Source organism: Devosia sp., assembly GCF_040509215.1.
Taxonomy (GTDB): domain Bacteria; phylum Pseudomonadota; class Alphaproteobacteria; order Rhizobiales; family Devosiaceae; genus Devosia.
Genome location: NZ_JBEVLL010000018.1, coordinates 1 through 17,138 on the forward strand (window position 1 = coordinate 1; position 17,138 = coordinate 17,138).

The following is a 17,138-nucleotide window of genomic DNA, read 5'->3' on the forward strand; positions in this document are numbered from 1 at the left end:
CGCCTGAGGCCTCCGACTGGAGCCGGCCCGAGAGCCCCAACGTCTCCCCTCCATCGTCACCACCGGGCTTGTCCCGGTGGTCCATGCGGAGGCCAGATGGATTGCCGGGACAAGCCGGCAATGACGAAGGAGGGGGGCTAGATGAGACCCCGCCCCCTCAGCTCCGCTCGAACCCGCGCTTGCGCTCCCAGTCGGTCACGCGGCGATCATATTCGAACTGCTCCCAATTGCCCGTGTGCACATAGTGCTCCACCACCTCGGCCCCAAAAGCCTCGACGAGCATGTCTGAACCCTTGAGCGCGGCCACTGCATCACGCAGCGTCTTGTGCACCTCGCGCAGTTTTTCGCCAGCATAGGCATCGCCCGAAAAAGCGGGCTCCAGCACGAGTTTTTCCTCGATCCCCTTCAACCCAGCGGCCAGGAGAGCCGCAAAGGCGAGGTATGGATTGAGATCGGCTCCGCCGATACGGCACTCGACGCGCACGCCCTTGGTGTTCTCGCCGCACAACCTAAAACCCGCCGTGCGGTTGTCACTGCTCCAGATCGCCTTGGTCGGCGCAAAGGTGCCGACCTGAAAGCGCTTGTAGGAATTGATATAGGGCGCGAGGAAATAGGTGATGTCGCCGGCGTATGTAAGAAGGCCCGCCATGAAATGCTTCATCAGGCCCGACATGCCGAGTGCATCGCTCTCGTCGATGAACTGGTTTTTTCCGTCCTTGGCCAGCGACATATGGATGTGTGCCGAAGACCCGGCGAGGTCATAGGCCCACTTGGCCATGAAGGTGACGGCCTTGCCCTGGCCGAAGGCGATTTCCTTGGTGGCGTTTTTGATGACCACATGTCGGTCGGCCATAACGAGCGCCTCGGCATAGCGGACGTTGATCTCTTCCTGGCCGGGGCCCCATTCGCCCTTCGAATTTTCGACCGGAATGCCCGAGGCATGCAATTGATTGCGCAGCGCGCGCATCACCCCTTCTTCCTTGGTCGTCTGGAAGATGTGGTAATCCTCGATGTAATAGCCGGCGGCCGTCAGGTTCTGGTAGCCCTTGTCATGGGCCGAGCGGAACGTCTCGTCGAAGAGATAGAATTCGAGTTCGCTGGCGAAATTGGCCGAGAGCCCCATGGCCTCAAGCCGCGCCAATTGCTTCTTCAAAATGCTGCGCGGCGCGTGCGGAATGGGTTCGTGGTGATGGTGGTCGACGAGATCGGCCAACACCAGCGCGGTCCCCTCGAGCCAGGTGCATTTCATCAGTGTCGAAATGTCGGGCTTCATGACGAAGTCGCCATAGCCCTTGCCCCAGTTCGCCGCCGCGTAGCCGGGCACCGGCTCCATGTCGATATCGTCGGCCAGCAGGTAGTTGCAGCCATGGGTTTCATCCAGGGCGCCATCGAGGAAGAATTCGGCCTGGAAGCGCTTGCCGATCAGCCGCCCCTGCATATCGGGAAAGGCAACCAGCACCGTATCGATGCGCCCAGCTGCAACGTCCTCGCGTAAATTTTCGAGCAGATAGCTCACGTCAAAATCCCTCAGTTTGTCAGCCCGCCGCGTCATTGGTGCGCGAAGGGGTCGGGGCGCCGTTCTCCGCGGCGCCCCGCTTTATTGTCAGGCCTTTGGCGCCACGGCCGCGGCGACCGCAGCATCGCCGCGATGCTCAAGCGCGAACTCTTCTTCGGGCGAGAGGATCAGCTTGTGGCGGCCCACCAGGGCGAAATAGACGACGCCAATGGCGCACCACAGCACGACCCAGATCACGCCCTTGTAGAAGTTCGGGTCCTGCAACTGGTAGAACAGCGTCACCGCCGCGATGATGATGGTCAGCACAGCACCCGGAATGCCCACCGGCGAGCGGAACGGCCGCTCGATATTGGGCTGGTTGCGCCGCAGGATGATGAAGCTCAGCGCCTGCATGATGTAGCTCAGCATAGCGCCGAAGACGGCCATATTGAGTAGCACCGAGCCGATGATATCGTCGCCGAGCTGCGTTTCGCCGGGGCCACCACCACCATTGACGAACCAGATCGCCAGCATGACGACGAGGCCGAGCGTCGCGCCCGAAATCATCGCCAGATGCGGTGTTTTGTATTTTTCATGCGTGACTGACAGTGCCGATGGGAAATATCCCGCGCGGCTCAGCGAATAGACCTGGCGACCCTGCGCATAAAGGATGGTGTGGAACGAGGCGATGAGCCCTATCAGGGCCACGACGCCAAAGATCGGCGCGGCGGCGTCGCCATAAATAGCGCGGATACCATCCAATGCCGGTTCAAGCGAAGACCCCAGCGCAAAGCTGCCGACACCCGGAATGGATGGATTGAGCAGCACGATGAGGAAGGCCGAAAGCAGCAGCGTGCAGAAACCAAGCAGAATGCCGCGCGGCAGATCGCGCTTAGGATCGACAGATTCCTCGGCCGCCAGCGGCACCTGCTCGATGGCAAGGAACAGCCAGACCGCGAAAGGAAGCGTCGCCAAGACGCCCTGCCAGCCAAACGGGAACCACGAACCATTGCCTTCGGGCAATTCGACCGCAGTGCCTTCCGGGCTAACACCGATATTGAGCGCCCAGCGACCAAAATCGATATTGGGGAAAGCGCTGACCCAGAAGAAGGCCAGGCCTGCCAGCGAGATCAGGGTAACGACCAGCGTCACCTTGTAGCTCAGCGCCACGCCATAGATGTTGAGCGCCAGGAATATGACGAAGAACACCACCCAGAGCAGCGGATACCAGGCCGTATCAAGCCCGGTTATCGAACCGAAATAGCCCGAGATAAAGGTACAGATCACCGCCGGCGTCAGCACATATTCGACGTTCTCGAACAGCCCGGTAATGAAACCGCCCCATGGCCCCATCGAGGTACGTGCGAAGGAATATGCTGCGCCGGTATGCGGCAGCGCCGGGCTCATTTCGGCGATGGATGAAACAAGGCCCAGATACATGATGGCGATAATGGCGGCGGCCACGACCATGCCGCCCCAGCCGCCGGTCATGAAGCCAAAGTTCCAGCCTGAAAAATGGCCTGAAATCACCGCGCCGACGCCGAGCGCCCAAAGCGACCAGATGCCAGCGTAACGCTGCAATCCGCGCTTTTCGAAATACGACTTGTCTCGTGTCGCATAAGCGACACTTCCCACCTTCTTGGTATCAGCCATCGTCCCTGTCCCCTTGGTTATGCTGAACCCTGTGTGTCTCGCCTAGTGCGTTCGGGCCTGCCGTCGCTCTTCGCGCGCATGTTGCAGGCTCCGCGCGATCAGCCCGGCCCATTGGCCGACCCCTTCGGGCGAGAGAATTTCGTCGTTACGGATTTCGATCATGGTGGCTTCGAGCCCGCGCCCGTCGCCATGCTTTTCGAGCGTCAGGGTCACGCCATTGAGCGCGGCATAGGGCTCGTTCCAGCCGATATTCAGCTGGGGCCGCTCCACCGCCATCGCATCGCGAAATGCCTTGGTGAAGCGTTCGTCCCGGCCATGAATGACGCCGATGGGCCAGGGCCGCTTCTTGCCCAGAAACACGGGCGTAAAGGAGTGCATGCAGACGACCATGGTCTCGACGCCCGCATGGCGGCGCGCTTCGAGCAACACGTCGATCGCCCCATGAAAGGGTCGGTGATACTGGGCGATACGATAGTCCCGTTCTTCAGCGGTGATGTTTTCATTGGCCGCAATGCGCGTCCGCTCCGACAGCGTCCAGATCAGGTCCGGCGCATCGAGGGCGCGATTGCAGTCGATGATGAGGCGAGAGACGGTGGATTCCACCAGCGGCGCATCGAGCAGGTCCGAGAGCACCCGGCTCACCGCCAGCGCGCCGGGGTCCCAGGCGATATGGCTCAGCCGTTCGGTCGCCGAAAGCCCGAGATTGCCATAGCGTTCGGGAATTCTATTGGAGGCATGATCGCAAAGAATGACGAAGGGCGAAGCGCCCCGCGCGTTGGTCACCAGAACCGATTTTTGCGCTTCGCCGTCCATATTCCCTCTATAGGCCTGCGATTAACTTCTGTAACAGTAGTTCCACAAACGAAACTTCTGTCAATATTGAAACGCAGGGTTCAGGAGGGGAAATGGACGGTAAGACCGTCGCCGCACGGATTCACGACCTCGACGAGCAATTGACAGCGGCCGGGAGACGCGCCGCCCGCGGCCTTCTTGGCAATTACCCCCTCCTCGGTCTCGCCCCCGTCGCCGAGTTCGCCGCCGGCGCCGATGTCAGCGCCGCGACCATCGTGCGCTTCGTCGCCCAATTGGGCTTCAAGTCCTATCCCGATTTCCAGCGCGCCCTGCGCGAAGAGCTCGAAGAGCGCTCCAAATCGCCGCTGCAACGCGGCACGACGCCCCCGGGCCACTCGGGCGAAGCGCCCTATCTCTCGGCCTTCCTCGCCCAATCGGCCCGCCGCATGGAAGAAACCGCGGCCCTCATTTCACCCGGCGAATTCGAAACGGTCTGCCGGCGCCTCGCTGAAACCAAGCGCACCTGCTACCTCGCCGGCGGCCGCTTTACCGACTTTCTCGCCGGGTATCTGGAAGCCCATCTCCGGCTCATCCGCCCCGGCATCCGCCGCCTCGACGGGCGTCCGGCCACATCGGCCGACCAGCTCATCGACGTCAAACCGGGCGACCTCGCCATCCTCTTCGACGTCCGCCGCTACGATCCGGCCATGCTCGACATTGCTCACACCCTCTCCCGCCGAAAGGCGCACATCGTCCTCATCACCGACGAATGGCTGAGCCCCATCGCCCGCCACGCCCGCTACTGTCTCCCCTGCCGCACTGAAACGGGGCGGACATGGGACGCCAACGCGGTGCTGCTTGGGCTCGTCGAAGCAATGATAGCGAGGGTTACGGAACTGGGCTGGGAAACGGCCAGCGAACGCATCGGGGCGCTGGAGGGGGAATAGTCCTGGGCCCTCGTGGAGCAACTATCTCTGAAAAAAGCCATTTCCGGTCTCGGCCAGAGCCCGCAATGTAGTAAGTGGTAGCGATATAGGTAGTGCCATGCCCCGGCATGTGATTTGAGAGGAATGAGCGACATGGCCGAACTCAGCGCGATGGACATCAGCGAACTCCTCAGCGTGTTGCCGCACCGCTTCCCCATGCTCATGCTGGACAAGATCATCGAGATCGATGGTGACGACAGCGCCATCGGCGTGAAGTGCATCACGATAAATGAGCCCTGGGCGCAGGGTCACTTTCCCGGCCAGCCCATTTTCCCCGGTGTCCTCATCATTGAAGCCATTGCCCAAACCGCCGGCGCCATCGCCATGCGCGGACAGGGCGAAGAGACAAGCTCGATGCTTTTGCTTGGCGTCGATCAGGCCAGGTTCAGGAGCCCCGCCCTCCCCGGCGACGTGCTGCATTTTCACCTGAAAAAGGAACAAAGACGCCGCCAGGTTGGTCGCTACCAGGGCATTGCCAAGGTCGGCGATCGGGTGGTTGCCGAGGCGCTCATCACCGCCATGTTCGTACCGAAGTAGATCGAGACGCACCGGCACATCCCCCTGTGATCGCCGCAATTTTCTGATACCCAGATGCGCAGGAGGACGACCATGCGCATCATCGATACCCACCTTCACCTCATCTATCCCGACCGGCTTTCCTATCCTTGGCTCGGCAATGCTCCAGCCATCAACAAGCCGTGGACCGTGGAGGCTTATTGGGCTGAGGCAAAGCCACTGGGGATCGAAGCTGCGCTCCATATGGAAGTCGATGTCGCCGAAGCCGATATCGTGCCCGAAACCGAGTTCGTCCTTGGTCTCCCCGGCATCACTGGCGCCATCGCCGCCTGCCGCCCCGAACATCCCGATTTCCCGGCCCAGCTCGAAAAGCTGCTCGCCGTCGGCAATGGCCGGATAAAGGGCCTACGCCGCATTCTCCACGAAGTGCCAGACACAGTCAGCGAGCCGGAGCTTTTCGCCGATAATCTGCGCCTCCTCCCCCAGCATGGCCTCACCTTCGACCTGTGCCTCCGCGCCGACCAGCTCCATCTCGGCGTCGCATTAGCCCAACGCGTGCCCGAGGTGACCTTCATCCTCGACCATTGCGGCAATCCCGACATCAATGGCATTGGCCTCGACCCTTGGCGGCAGAGCCTTCGCGAGGTCGCAGCCCTCCCAAATGTCATCGGCAAGGTTTCGGGCATCGTGAACCACTGCGATCCCGACTGGACGCCTGAAACCCTGCGCCCCTATGTCGAACACGTCGTGGACAGCTTCGGCTGGGACCGCGTCGTCTGGGGTTCGGATCATCCGGTCGTCACCCTCACCGGCTCGCTCACCCGCTGGGCCGAGGCCGCGCGCGAAATCGTTTCCGGCGAAAGCACCGAGAACCAGGAAAAGCTGTTTTATCGCAATGCCGAGCGCATCTATCGCCTCGGCTAATCGTTTGTCGCTATAACAAATTGTATTGCAGCCCCTCGAAGTGCGTGAGACTCTGCACGTGGAGGAATTGGGGAGAATTTTCATGGCCCAGAGTGCTGACCGCATCGCGGTCTCCACCTGGTCGTTGCATCGCCTATTGGGCACGACCTATCCGCATGATCTGACCACCAGCGCCATCGGGCCGGGTGAGGACAGCTATGGCGAGGGCACCGAGTCGCTGCTCGGCCTGCCGTCCGTCCTGGCCAATCACGGCTATCATCGGCTGGAAGTGGTTTCCTTCCATATGCGCAGCCGCGATTCCATCTACCTTGCCGAACTAAAAGACCAGCTCCGCGTCTCCGAAGTCACCTTGCAGACGCTGCTGATCGACGCGGGCGATATCACCCATCCCGAATATGGCAGCCGCGACGAAAGCTGGATTGCCGGCTGGATCGAGGTCGCCAACGAGCTCGGCGCAGAAAATGCCCGCATCATCGCCGGCAAGCAGAAGCCCACCAAGGTCAATATCGACCGCTCGGTTTCAGCGCTGAAGCGCCTGGCGGCGACCAATGCAGGTTCATCGGTTCGCCTCGTGACGGAAAACTGGTTCGACCTGCTCTCGACCCCGGCAGTGGTGCATGAAGTGCTCGACCGGCTTGAGGGCAAGGTTGGCCTCCTCGGCGATTTCGGCAATTGGGGTGGCGATACCAAATACGAGGATCTCGCCTCGATCTTTGCCCGGGCAGAACTCTGCCACGCCAAGGCGAGCTTTGTCGGCGGCCAGCTCGACGAAGCCGATTACGGCGCCTGTGTCGGAGCGGCAGAAGAGGCCGGCTACAAGGGTCCCTATACGCTGATCTTCGACGCGGAACAGCCGCACGAATGGGCAGGCTTGGCGCTCGAGCGCGATTTCATCCTCTCGCTCATCGAGGTCTGAACGCATGAGCCTCGTGCGCGTCGCGCAACGGCGAGTGACACGGTCCCGGCGCGCCCCGCGTGCCGTGCCGGTTCTGTCGCGTCTTGCCGAAGTGGCGCCGGTCGGCATGCTCGTCACCGGGCTCGACGGCGCGGTGCGCTATCTAAATCCCGCCTTCACCCGGCTTCTCGGCCACAGGCTGGACGTGGGCCAAAATCTCGACGGCTTCAGCCTCATCCATCCCGACGATACCGGCGCAGCGCGGCAGCATCTGGTGCGTATCGCCCGCGGCGAAAGCGCCCATTATCGCGGCGAGCACCGCCTGCGCCATGCCGATGGCACTCCCATCTGGGTCATGCTGGCCGCGGCCCTTTCAACGGACGAGGATGACCATCCTGATTGCCTCATCCTGCAAGTCACCAGCATCGAATTGCAGAAGCGCGCCGAAGAAGCTCTGGCCTATTCGGAAAGCCGCTGGAACCATGCGCTTGAGGGCGCGCGGCAGGGCGTCTGGGACCACGATATCCGCAAGGATACGATGTTCTATTCGCGCATGTGGCGAAAGATGCGCGGCATTCCGGCCGATGAAGAGGTGGATGGCGACCAGCAGAAATGGCTCGAACGCATCCATCCCGACGATCGTCCCCACGTCATCGCCAATGTGCATCGGCAGGATCAGGGCGACGATAGTCTCGACGCGCTCGAATATCGCGAGCGGACCCGCGATGGCCGCTATATCTGGATTCTCAGCCGTGGCCGGCCGGTCGAATGGGACGAGAGTGGCGAGCCGCTGCGCACCATCGGCACCGATACCGACATCACCCATTTAAAGACCATCGAGCGGGAACTGGCGGCCGAAAAGGAACGCCTGCGCGTCACGTTGGAAGCCATTGCTGATGGCATGATCGCCACCGATGACCAGGGCCGCGTGACCTTCATCAATCCGGCCGCCGAGCGCTTTACCGGCTTTTCCGCCGCCGAGGCCAAGGGCCTTTTTGCTGAAACCGTCTTTCCCCTGCGCCATGCCCATTCCGACGAGGCGGCATCCTGCCCCGCCGTCGCCTGCCTGACGCACAGGAAGGCGATGGAAGTAACCGACGAAGTCGTGCTGGTGTCGCGCGATGGGCACGCCCGCGACATTCGCTGCTCGGTTTCTCCCGTCATCATGCCCGATGGCAAGGTGTCGGGCGCCGTGCTGGTGTTTCAGGACATTACCCAGAGCCGCGCCCTGCAGCGCCAGCTTGTCCATTCCGCCAGCCATGACGTGCTCACGGGCCTACCCAATCGCGCCGCCTTTGATCGCGCGATGAGCACGGCCATGGGTTCAGCGCGCGATGGCCAGCGCCAGCATTGCCTGCTCTATGTCGACCTCGACCGCTTCAAGCCGGTCAATGACACGGCCGGCCATGCCGCCGGCGACGCGCTCCTTAAGCAGGTCGCCGAAACCATTCGTGGCGCCTGTCGCGGGCACGATCTTGCCGCGCGTCTCGGCGGCGACGAATTCGCCGTGCTGCTCGAAGACTGCCCGCTCGGCAATGGGCGCAAGGTGGCTGAAAAGATCGTGCGGGCCATTTCGTCCCTGGCCTTTTCCTGGAACGGGCGCAGCTATCGCATCGGCGCCAGCGTTGGCGTCACCATCATCAAATCGCGTTCTGAATCAGGCCTCGGCTATCTCGGCGAGGCCGATGCCGCGTGCTACGCCGCCAAGGCCGGCGGCCGCGGGCAGGTCGTGTGTTTTGCCGAAATGACCGTCGATCAGCCGTAATAGACGCTGATCCCAGATCAGCCGTAATAAACGCTGATCCTCTGGCCGGCGATTTCGTGCACGGCGATGTCCATTTCATAAATGGACGAGAGCACATCGGGCCGGATCATCTCGTCCACCGAGCCCTGCGCTGCCACCTTGCCAAGCTTCATGGCGACGATGTGGGTTGAGTACCAGGAGGCAAAATTGATGTCGTGCAGCACCAGCACGACAGTCTTGCCCAATTCGCTCACCGCCCGCTGCAAGAGCTTCATCATCCCCATGGCATGCTTCATGTCGAGATTGTTGAGCGGCTCGTCGAGTAGCACATAGTCCGTGTCCTGGCACAGTACCATGGCGACAAAAGCCCGCTGCCGCTGCCCGCCGGAAAGCTCGTCGAGGAACCGCCCCGACAGGGCCGTGAGATCGAGATAGCCGATGGCTTCATCGATATGTACCTTATCATCAGCCGTCAGCCGCCCCTTGGAATAGGGATAGCGCCCGAAGGAGACGAGATCGTGCACCGTCAGGCGCGCGGTCATGTGATTGTCTTGCCGCAGGATCGAGAGCCGCCGCGCCAGCACGTCGCCGGGGGTCTTGCTGACATCGAGCCCGTCCACCGTCACCGAGCCCTTGTCCATGGCCATCAAGCGGCTGACCATGGAGAGCAACGTCGATTTTCCGGCGCCATTGGGGCCGATGATGGAGGTGATGCCGCCTTTGGGCAGGCTCAGCGAGACGCCGTCGACGACAGTGCTTTCGCCATAAGATTTGCTGACATCGGAGGTGATGATCATCGGGCCGATCTCCGCAGCACCAGGACAATGAAAACGAGGCCGCCCAGAAATTCGATAATAATGGACAGGGCCGTATCGAAGGCGAAGACGCGCTCGAGCAGGGTCTGCCCACCCACCAGCGCAATGAAGCCAAGCAGCACCGCCGCCGGCAGCACGTAGCGGTGCTTTGAATTGCCGATGAGCGAATGCGCCAGCGTCGCGACGAGCAGGCCGAAGAAGGTCACCGGACCCACCAGCGCCGTCGACACCGACACGAGAATGGCGACCAGCACCAGGATGATCGCTACCGTCCGCTTGTAGTCGACTCCGAGATTGATCGCCTGCGCACGTCCGAGCGAAAGCACGTCGTAGGTATGCATCAGCCGCCAGCCGACAAAACTGGTGATCGCCACGATCAGTGTGGCAATGCCAAGCAAGGTCGGATCGGTCGTCGCGAAGCTCGCAAAGAGCGTGTCCTGCAGCACATTGAAGGCGCCGGGATCGAGCATGCGCTGCATCAATTGCGACAGGCTGCGGAACAGGATGCCGAAGACGATGCCGACTAGCACCAAGAGGTGCAGGCTCCGCTCCTCGCCCAGAAACAGCCAGCGGAACAGCAGGAAGGAAAAGCCAACCATGACGAAGAGTTCGACGACGAACTGGATCTGGCTATCGATCGACACCAGCGCCGAAACGCCGAAGAAGAACACGACCCCGGTCTTGATCAGGACATAGAGCGCATCAAAGCCCATGATCGAGGGGGTCAGGATGCGATTGTTCGTAACCGTTTGGAACAGCACCGTTGACACCGCCACCGAATAGGCGACCAGCACCAGCGAGAGCAGCTTCTTGCCGCGGAACGAGAGCACAAAGGTCCAGCTCCCCTTGGCATCGAGCGTCATGAACAGCGCGATGGAAACGAGCGCAGCCACGCCAAGCGCAATCAGCACCAGCGCCGGCCGCGATAATTTCTTCCGCCCCGAACTATTCTCCCTCTCGGTGTCATTCCCGCGAAAGCGGGAATCCCCGTTTGCGGGAACGACGCCGTTATCGGAACCCGCATCAACTTGCATGGCGCGGCGTCCTCAGCAGGAGGTAGAGGAACACGGCACTGCCCACGACACCCATGACCACGGCAATCGGTATCTCGTAGGGAAAGCGGATCAACCGCCCGACGATATCGCAGGCGAGCACAAAGCCTGCCCCGCCCACCGCCACCCAGGGCACGGTGCGGCGCATATTGTCGCCAACCACCAGGCTGACGAGATTGGGCACGATCAGCCCCAGGAACGGGATCGAACCGACAGAAACCAGCACCACGGCGCTGACCACGGATACGATCACCAGCCCCAGCACCATGACGCGCTTGTAGTTGAGCCCGAGATTGGTGGTGAAGTCCTTGCCCATGCCGGCAACCGTAAAGCGATCCGCCGCGATATAGGCAAGAATGCCCCCGGCGAGCCCAAGCCAGAGCAGCTCATAGCGCCCGCGCAAAACGCCCGAAAAATCACCCATGTTCCAGGCGAGCAGCGAGGCCATGAGATTGGTGCGATAGGCGATAAAGGCGCTGACCGCGCCAATGACACCGCCGAGCATGATGCCGACGAGCGGCACCAGCAGCACGTCGCGCAGCGGCACCGCGCGCAGAATGCGCAGGAACAGCGCCGTCCCACCCAGCGCAAAGAGCGCCGACACCGCCATCTTGGCCATCAGCGGCCATTCGGGCGCCAGCAGCGTCACCACAAGAAAGCCCAGAGCCGCCGATTCACTCGTGCCCGCCGTCGAGGGTTCGACGAAGCGATTGCGCACGACCATCTGCATGACGAGCCCGGCAATGGCCATGGAGGCTCCGGCCAGCATCAGTGCAAGAGTGCGCGGCACGCGGCTGATGAAGAAGATTTCAACGGCGCGCGCATCCGCCGTGCCCGACAGCAAAGCGGGCAGCGAGACGTCGCTGACGCCGACAAAGAGGCTGATGAAAGCCAGGATCAGCGTCGCGAGAAAGGCGAAAAGCAGAATGCGCACGGTGGGGCCCCGGCGAAAGGATGATGGCCGGATCGCTCCGGCCATCGTGACTAGTCTTTAGCTATTCAGCCCAGCCAGAACCTGGTCGAGCAGCAGCAGCACGCCCTGGTAGCCGTGCATGGTGATGTAGGAAGCCTGCGGGTCGACATAGACGATGTGGCCTTCCTTGGCTGCCGTCGTCTGGTTGAAGAGTTCGTTGTCGAGGAGTGCAGCAGCTGCGCCAGCATTCTCGCCCGTGCCGGCGTCACGATCGACGACGAACACCCAGTCCGGGTTCACTTCAAGGAGGAATTCGAACGACACGGAGTCACCACCATGGTCGCCGTCCTTCACGCCATCCAGCGCCGAAGGCATGCCAACTTCGTTGTAGATCCAGGAGACGCGCGAATCCGGGCCATAGACGCCAAGCTTGCCGGCATTGGTCACGAGCACCAGCGCATTGCCCTTGCCTTCGGCTGCAGCTTTCACTTCAGCGACCTTGGCATCGAGCGCGGCGTTGAGTTCGGTAGCCTTGGCTTCGAGGCCAAAGATGTCGCCGAGCGTCGTCATGTTCTTTTTGACGCCTTCGACGATCGAGCCGTTGTCGACCGAGAGGTCAACGGTGGGCAGGATGTCCTTGGAGGTGCCGATTGCTTCGCGCGAGCGGGCGGCGATGAAGTAGATATCGGCTTCGGCGGCAGCAATGCCTTCAAAATCGGGCTCAAACAGCGAACCGATCTGCAGCGCATCGGCCGGGATCTTGTCAGCCAGATAGGTTGGCGCATTGGAAGACGGCACGCCGGCAACGGCGACGCCCAGCGCGTTGAGATCGTCGAACACGGCCCAGTCCTGCACCAGCACTTTTTCCGGCACGCCGGCAATGGTGGTTTCACCCTGGGCATGGGCGATCACCTTGTCCTGGGCAAATGCCAGGGGGGCGAACACGGCGGCGCTGGCGAGAACAGCGGCGAATGCAGTGGTGCGGAAAAGCGATGTCACGGGACGATCCAATCGGTTTGCATCAGGGACACGCCGTCGAAATCCTGACAGCGCTTATCAAGTTCCTAGCCAGCACATTTGGGTGAGTCAAAGGAAAATATGACGCAGCCGATCAGACTTTTGTCAGATGAGAATCGCTTTTATTTTTCGTGGTTTACGCGGCCCGTCTGCGAAAACGTTTCAGCTGGAGGGCGCGTATGTCTCGGCACAGAGCGCAATAAAGCTCTTCATTGCCGCCGATTGCGGGCTCGACTTGCGCCGCGCCACCAGCAATTGGCGCATGGCCCAGCTTTCGGCCAGCGGGGCACAGACAAGATCGGTGCCGGCGAGCAGATGGAGGCTCGTCGAGCGCAGGAAACCGATGCCGAAACCCGCCTCGACCATGCGCACCAGCGCCGGAAAACTTTCGACCCGCAGCGTCTCGGTCAGCTTCTGGCCCTTGGCCGTCGCCGCTTCCGAAAGCAGCCGGTCGAGCGAACCGGTGTGGTGGATCCCGACGATGTCGTAGGGCAGCGCCGCATCGAAGGAGATCGCCTTGCGCGGCTCGATCAATTTGGCCAGCGGGTGATCCGGCGGCGCCAGCACCCAGACCCGCTCATCCTCGAACGGCTTGATGTCGAAGCGGGCGAAATCATAGTTGTCCGAAACGATAGCGACATCGGCCCGGCCTTCGTCGAGCGCGAGCAGCGCCTTTGCAGCGCCCATCTCGGAAATGGCAATTTCGATGCCGGGAAATTTTTGGGCGTAACGCGCCAGAAGTTCGGGCAAGCGCCCGGTCAGCGCCGAACCGGTCGAGGCCAGCCGCAGGCTTCCCCTCAGGCCCGAGCCGAATTCGGCCATGACGGCATCGAGATCGGCAATCGAGCGCAGGACAGTACGGCAACCTTCGGCATAGGCGTCGCCGGCGCTGGTCAATTTGACGCCCTGCGCCGAACGGTCGAACAGCACCACGCCCAGCCGTGCCTCAAGATCGGAAACACGCCGGCTGACGGCAGAAGAGGCGATCCCCTCGCGCTCGGCGGCGCGGCCGATCGAGCCCGTTTCGGCCAAAAGCAGGATAAGTCGCGCGGTTACGCTGTCGAAAGGTGCCATGTCGTCTCCCACGCGCACCATAGAGGGCGATTGCGGGAGTTCAAAATGGCGCGGCGTATTTTCGGGCATTTGTTTGTGCGTAAGCCGGCAAATGCGGGGCTCAACCCGCTGCCAGCGCCATCAATCCACGCACGAGATAGAAGAGCCCTATCCCGGTGACGATCCAGCGCGTCCATTTGCGGAAATTATCGTCCGTCAGCCGCTGCAGGATACGGTAGCCGACATTGGTCCCGAGGATAGCAAAGGGCGCCGCGATCAGCGCGATGGTCCAGTCACCCACACCCACGGCCGATGCCATGACGCCATAAAAGACGATCTTGGCGCCATGAGAGAGCACCTGCGCGGCCGCCTTGGTGGCAATCACCGTGCGCCGATCCATTTCGGTGCGAATGAAGAAGATATCGATGGTCGGTCCCGCAACGCCCACGGCGAGATTGAGCCCTGATCCGAAAAACCCGCAGAGAAAGCCATGCAGCGGCTTGCTGGCATCGAGCGCCAGCCAGTCCTTAGGAATCCAGACAAGGATTGGCATGAGCCCCACGGCAATGCAGACGGTGATGAAATCAGGCGTGTACCGCACGATGAACAGCAGCGTCGCCGCCGCCAGCAGCCCCAGGAGAATGGTCCCCAGGATCCGCCAATCGATATATTGGCGGGAGAAGATGGCGCGCGAGCCATTGGCGATGAGCTGGATAACACCCTGCACGGCAATCGCCGTCACCACCGGCAACACGGTCATCAGCGCCGCGAGGAGGATCATCCCGCCCGCCATGCCGAAAATCCCCGACAGGATCGAGGTACAAAAGGTGGCTAGAGCAATGACAGCGAGAAGAAGTGGGGACATGACATGTTCATGACCGAGCAATCAGCGCCCCACCAGCGCAACTTTGGCAAGGGGCCATGCCGCCCCCGTGTCCGGATTAAAATTACAAAGCCCCCGGAAAATACTCCGCCGCGCCCTTGTCTAGAAACTGGCTCACCTCGTCCATCGGCGCCGAGAAGAGATCGCCGTTGCACACCGAGGCAACGTGCGGGAAGCCCGAGAGGGTGAACACCACGGCATTGCCGTCCGCAAAGCGGATGTCGAGATGTTCGGCAATAGCCTCAGGGCGCATGCATTCGGATTCGAGTTCGGCATCGAAGAGATCGGAGGGAATATTGTCCCGCACATAGGCCATCAGCCCCGCACTCGGCCCCCAGTAGAACCCATCCGGATTGGCTGCAACCGCCTTGGCATCGGCCACCTCATCGACCGCCGCACCCCATTCGCGCGGCACCCAGGCCGAAAACACCTTGGCCAGGTCGAGCGGTTTTCCCGTCTCAAGATCAAACGTATAGCTGTCGACATGATTGTAAGGATGCGCCCCGGTGCACCAGAGGCTGCCCGATTGCACCCAGCTCACCAGTCTTGGCGAAGCGTAGCTCAGGCTCACCTGTTCGCTGTCATAGTCCCCCAGCGTACCGCCCATCTCGGCCATGTATTCGCCTTTGCCATAGGTCGCGTAGCGGAAGGCGAGGCAATCGAAAGCTGACAGGTTCATGCGGCCATGCTGCTCGGACAGAATGGAATTGACCTTATCGACCGGCGAACCATCGTCAAAACCCGTTACCCGAGGAAAGGCGAACTTGGTGCGTGGGTCGGTGACGTAGACGAAATTCGCCTCGCCCACATGATCGTCGAGCCCTTCATCGAGAGTGGTATCAAGGAGCTGCATTTCATAGGGCGCAGAGGCCCAATTGAGCGGCACGGCATCATCGAAGCTCATCGAGGCCGAACGATCGTGGAGGCCAAAGGGCGTGATTTCCTCGGACGCATCGAGCGTCCGCCAGGCAAGCACTTCCAGTTTCAGCGGCGCCGACTTGGGCTTGCCGTCGAGGGTCGTGCGCGTGCCCGTCGCGATATATTCTTCCCCGTCATAGGTCAGCTCCCAGACCGCGGCGAGCGGCGGATCGACCGCCTTGCCCTCGTCATCGGTCTTGCAGGTGCTCTCGTCGCAGGGCGCTTCCTCGTTGAGCACGATGCCGCCATCGCCATGCGACACCGCCAGCAGCGGAATGTCCCCGCCAGTATCGCGATAGGTATAGCGACCGACGACCGGGCCGGTGCCCCCGTCGGTCAGTTCCACCACGATATCGCGTCCATTGAGCACGCCGAGGAAAGTCAGCGCATCGTCGCCGAGGGCCGGCGAAGCCGCGAACAGGGCAAGCAGGATAGCGGCGTGGCGCATGGCAGGGTCTCCTCTGCCACTGCTTTACCACGGCGGCCTGAACCCAAGCTGAAGAATCCTATTGTTCGGGGGTATCGAGCAATTCGGGATAGATCAGCGCCGAACATTGCCGGTTATTCGCATCGAGCTGGGTCTGCTGTTGCGGGCTCAGCACGCCGGAATAGACGGCATCCCATAGACCGTCGCGATCAAGACCCTCAAGCCCGCATTGGCAGTATGTCGTGCACATCTCCGCCGAGGTTCCCGCAGTCTCGCAGGTCGATTGGCACGAGCGCAAAAAGTCCTGCTCGCGCAGCGTATCCTGCGTCCCCAAAAGCATCGAGAGCGGCACGATCACCGCCAGCAGCACCGGCTGATGAATGAGATAGAACGGCAGGCTCCAGCGCCCCAGAAACGCAAAGGCGCGCGGCAGTTTGCCGGTCGGCTGAATGGCGGCGAGTTTCGGCAGCAGCGCCGCCTTGCCCAGCCGCGTCACGAGAATCCCAATGAGCACTGCCCCGAACCACGGGAACACCGGCACAAGATCATTGGTGATAGGCGGAACGACCCAGAAGCCGAGCCACGAGAAAATCTTCTCATCAAACAGAATGTTGGAAAAGAAGAAGGGCGGCAGGATGAAAGCCAGCGCCGCCAGTGCGACGACCACGACCGGCGCGAATAGGAACGGCAGCGCCATCAGCATGAACAGCGCAATGGCATGCAGCACGCCGAAATAAACGAAGCTCTCGGGGAAGGCGATCAGCGTGCCGACGGTAATTGCCACGGCCCCGCCAAAGGCAAACAGCCAGCGCCGCCAGAAGCTCTTCCAGCGAATGCCATCGCCATGCCCGAGCACGAGGCCCACGCCAACCAGGAACAAAAAGCTCGCAAGGATCGAGCGGGCAAAGAACACCCAGCGCGGATCGAAACCCACATCAGCCGCAAGGAATCCAAAGTACCAGAGGTCCCAGCAGAAGTGATAAAACGCCATGGCGAGAATGGCGACGCCGCGGGCGATATCGATGACGGGAAGGCGTGACTTTTTAGAAACTTCG

At 61.6% G+C, this 17,138-nt stretch carries 16 protein-coding genes; 5 read left to right on the top strand and 11 right to left on the bottom strand.

Going from position 1 to position 17,138, the window contains the following annotated elements; all coding sequences use genetic code 11:
• Positions 1-157 precede the first annotated feature (157 nt).
• The 3 genes from ABW043_RS00800 to ABW043_RS00810 all read right to left on the bottom strand — a co-directional run bounded on the left by ABW043_RS00800 (position 158) and on the right by ABW043_RS00810 (position 3,961).
• A complete protein-coding gene (locus ABW043_RS00800; RefSeq protein WP_353919344.1) occupies positions 158-1,516 on the bottom strand; it encodes a glutamine synthetase family protein in 1,359 nt (452 codons plus the stop codon).
• Positions 1,517-1,603: 87 nt separating this feature from the next.
• Positions 1,604-3,148, bottom strand: a complete 1,545-nt coding sequence (locus tag ABW043_RS00805) for an amino acid permease (protein ID WP_353919345.1) — start codon at positions 3,146-3,148, stop codon at positions 1,604-1,606.
• 42 nt (positions 3,149-3,190) lie between these two features.
• On the bottom strand, positions 3,191-3,961 hold the full coding sequence (locus tag ABW043_RS00810) for an N-formylglutamate amidohydrolase (protein ID WP_353919346.1): 771 nt from the start codon (positions 3,959-3,961) through the stop codon (positions 3,191-3,193).
• A 92-nt stretch (positions 3,962-4,053) separates the two neighbouring features.
• Between ABW043_RS00810 and ABW043_RS00815 the strand changes: the two genes are divergently transcribed.
• The 5 genes from ABW043_RS00815 to ABW043_RS00835 all read left to right on the top strand — a co-directional run bounded on the left by ABW043_RS00815 (position 4,054) and on the right by ABW043_RS00835 (position 9,026).
• Entirely contained in the window at positions 4,054-4,887 is an 834-nt protein-coding gene (locus ABW043_RS00815) for a MurR/RpiR family transcriptional regulator (RefSeq protein ID WP_353919347.1), read from the top strand.
• Between the two features lie 123 nt (positions 4,888-5,010).
• A complete protein-coding gene (gene fabZ, locus ABW043_RS00820; RefSeq protein ID WP_353919348.1) occupies positions 5,011-5,463 on the top strand; it encodes a 3-hydroxyacyl-ACP dehydratase FabZ in 453 nt (150 codons plus the stop codon).
• A gap of 72 nt (positions 5,464-5,535) precedes the next feature.
• A complete protein-coding gene (locus ABW043_RS00825) occupies positions 5,536-6,366 on the top strand; it encodes an amidohydrolase family protein (RefSeq protein ID WP_353919349.1) in 831 nt (276 codons plus the stop codon).
• Between the two features lie 82 nt (positions 6,367-6,448).
• Positions 6,449-7,282 (top strand): sugar phosphate isomerase/epimerase family protein, encoded by an 834-nt coding sequence (locus ABW043_RS00830; protein ID WP_353919350.1) that lies wholly within the window; start codon positions 6,449-6,451, stop codon positions 7,280-7,282.
• A gap of 34 nt (positions 7,283-7,316) precedes the next feature.
• Positions 7,317-9,026, top strand: coding sequence for a PAS domain S-box protein (locus ABW043_RS00835; protein ID WP_353919351.1), 1,710 nt, complete (start codon positions 7,317-7,319; stop codon positions 9,024-9,026).
• A 17-nt stretch (positions 9,027-9,043) separates the two neighbouring features.
• Here ABW043_RS00835 and ABW043_RS00840 read toward each other — a convergent pair whose 3' ends face one another.
• The 8 genes from ABW043_RS00840 to ABW043_RS00875 form a co-directional block, all read right to left on the bottom strand.
• A complete protein-coding gene (locus ABW043_RS00840; RefSeq protein WP_353919352.1) occupies positions 9,044-9,802 on the bottom strand; it encodes an iron ABC transporter ATP-binding protein in 759 nt (252 codons plus the stop codon).
• On the bottom strand, positions 9,799-10,854 hold the full coding sequence (locus tag ABW043_RS00845) for an iron chelate uptake ABC transporter family permease subunit (RefSeq protein ID WP_502908574.1): 1,056 nt from the start codon (positions 10,852-10,854) through the stop codon (positions 9,799-9,801). Before ABW043_RS00845 ends, ABW043_RS00840 begins: the two co-directional genes overlap by 4 nt.
• Positions 10,844-11,851, bottom strand: coding sequence for an ABC transporter permease (locus ABW043_RS00850; protein WP_353919353.1), 1,008 nt, complete (start codon positions 11,849-11,851; stop codon positions 10,844-10,846). Before ABW043_RS00850 ends, ABW043_RS00845 begins: the two co-directional genes overlap by 11 nt.
• Positions 11,852-11,863: 12 nt before the next feature.
• Complete coding sequence (locus tag ABW043_RS00855) at positions 11,864-12,784, bottom strand: siderophore ABC transporter substrate-binding protein (protein WP_353919354.1); 921 nt, start codon at positions 12,782-12,784, stop codon at positions 11,864-11,866.
• A gap of 180 nt (positions 12,785-12,964) precedes the next feature.
• Positions 12,965-13,876, bottom strand: coding sequence for a LysR family transcriptional regulator (locus ABW043_RS00860; protein WP_353919355.1), 912 nt, complete (start codon positions 13,874-13,876; stop codon positions 12,965-12,967).
• Positions 13,877-13,976: 100 nt separating this feature from the next.
• Positions 13,977-14,720, bottom strand: coding sequence for a sulfite exporter TauE/SafE family protein (locus ABW043_RS00865; protein ID WP_353919356.1), 744 nt, complete (start codon positions 14,718-14,720; stop codon positions 13,977-13,979).
• A gap of 82 nt (positions 14,721-14,802) precedes the next feature.
• A complete protein-coding gene (locus ABW043_RS00870) occupies positions 14,803-16,104 on the bottom strand; it encodes a hypothetical protein (protein ID WP_353919357.1) in 1,302 nt (433 codons plus the stop codon).
• Between the two features lie 58 nt (positions 16,105-16,162).
• On the bottom strand, positions 16,163-17,138 hold a 976-nt coding region (locus tag ABW043_RS00875; RefSeq protein WP_353919358.1), incomplete at its 5' end, for an acetyltransferase domain-containing protein.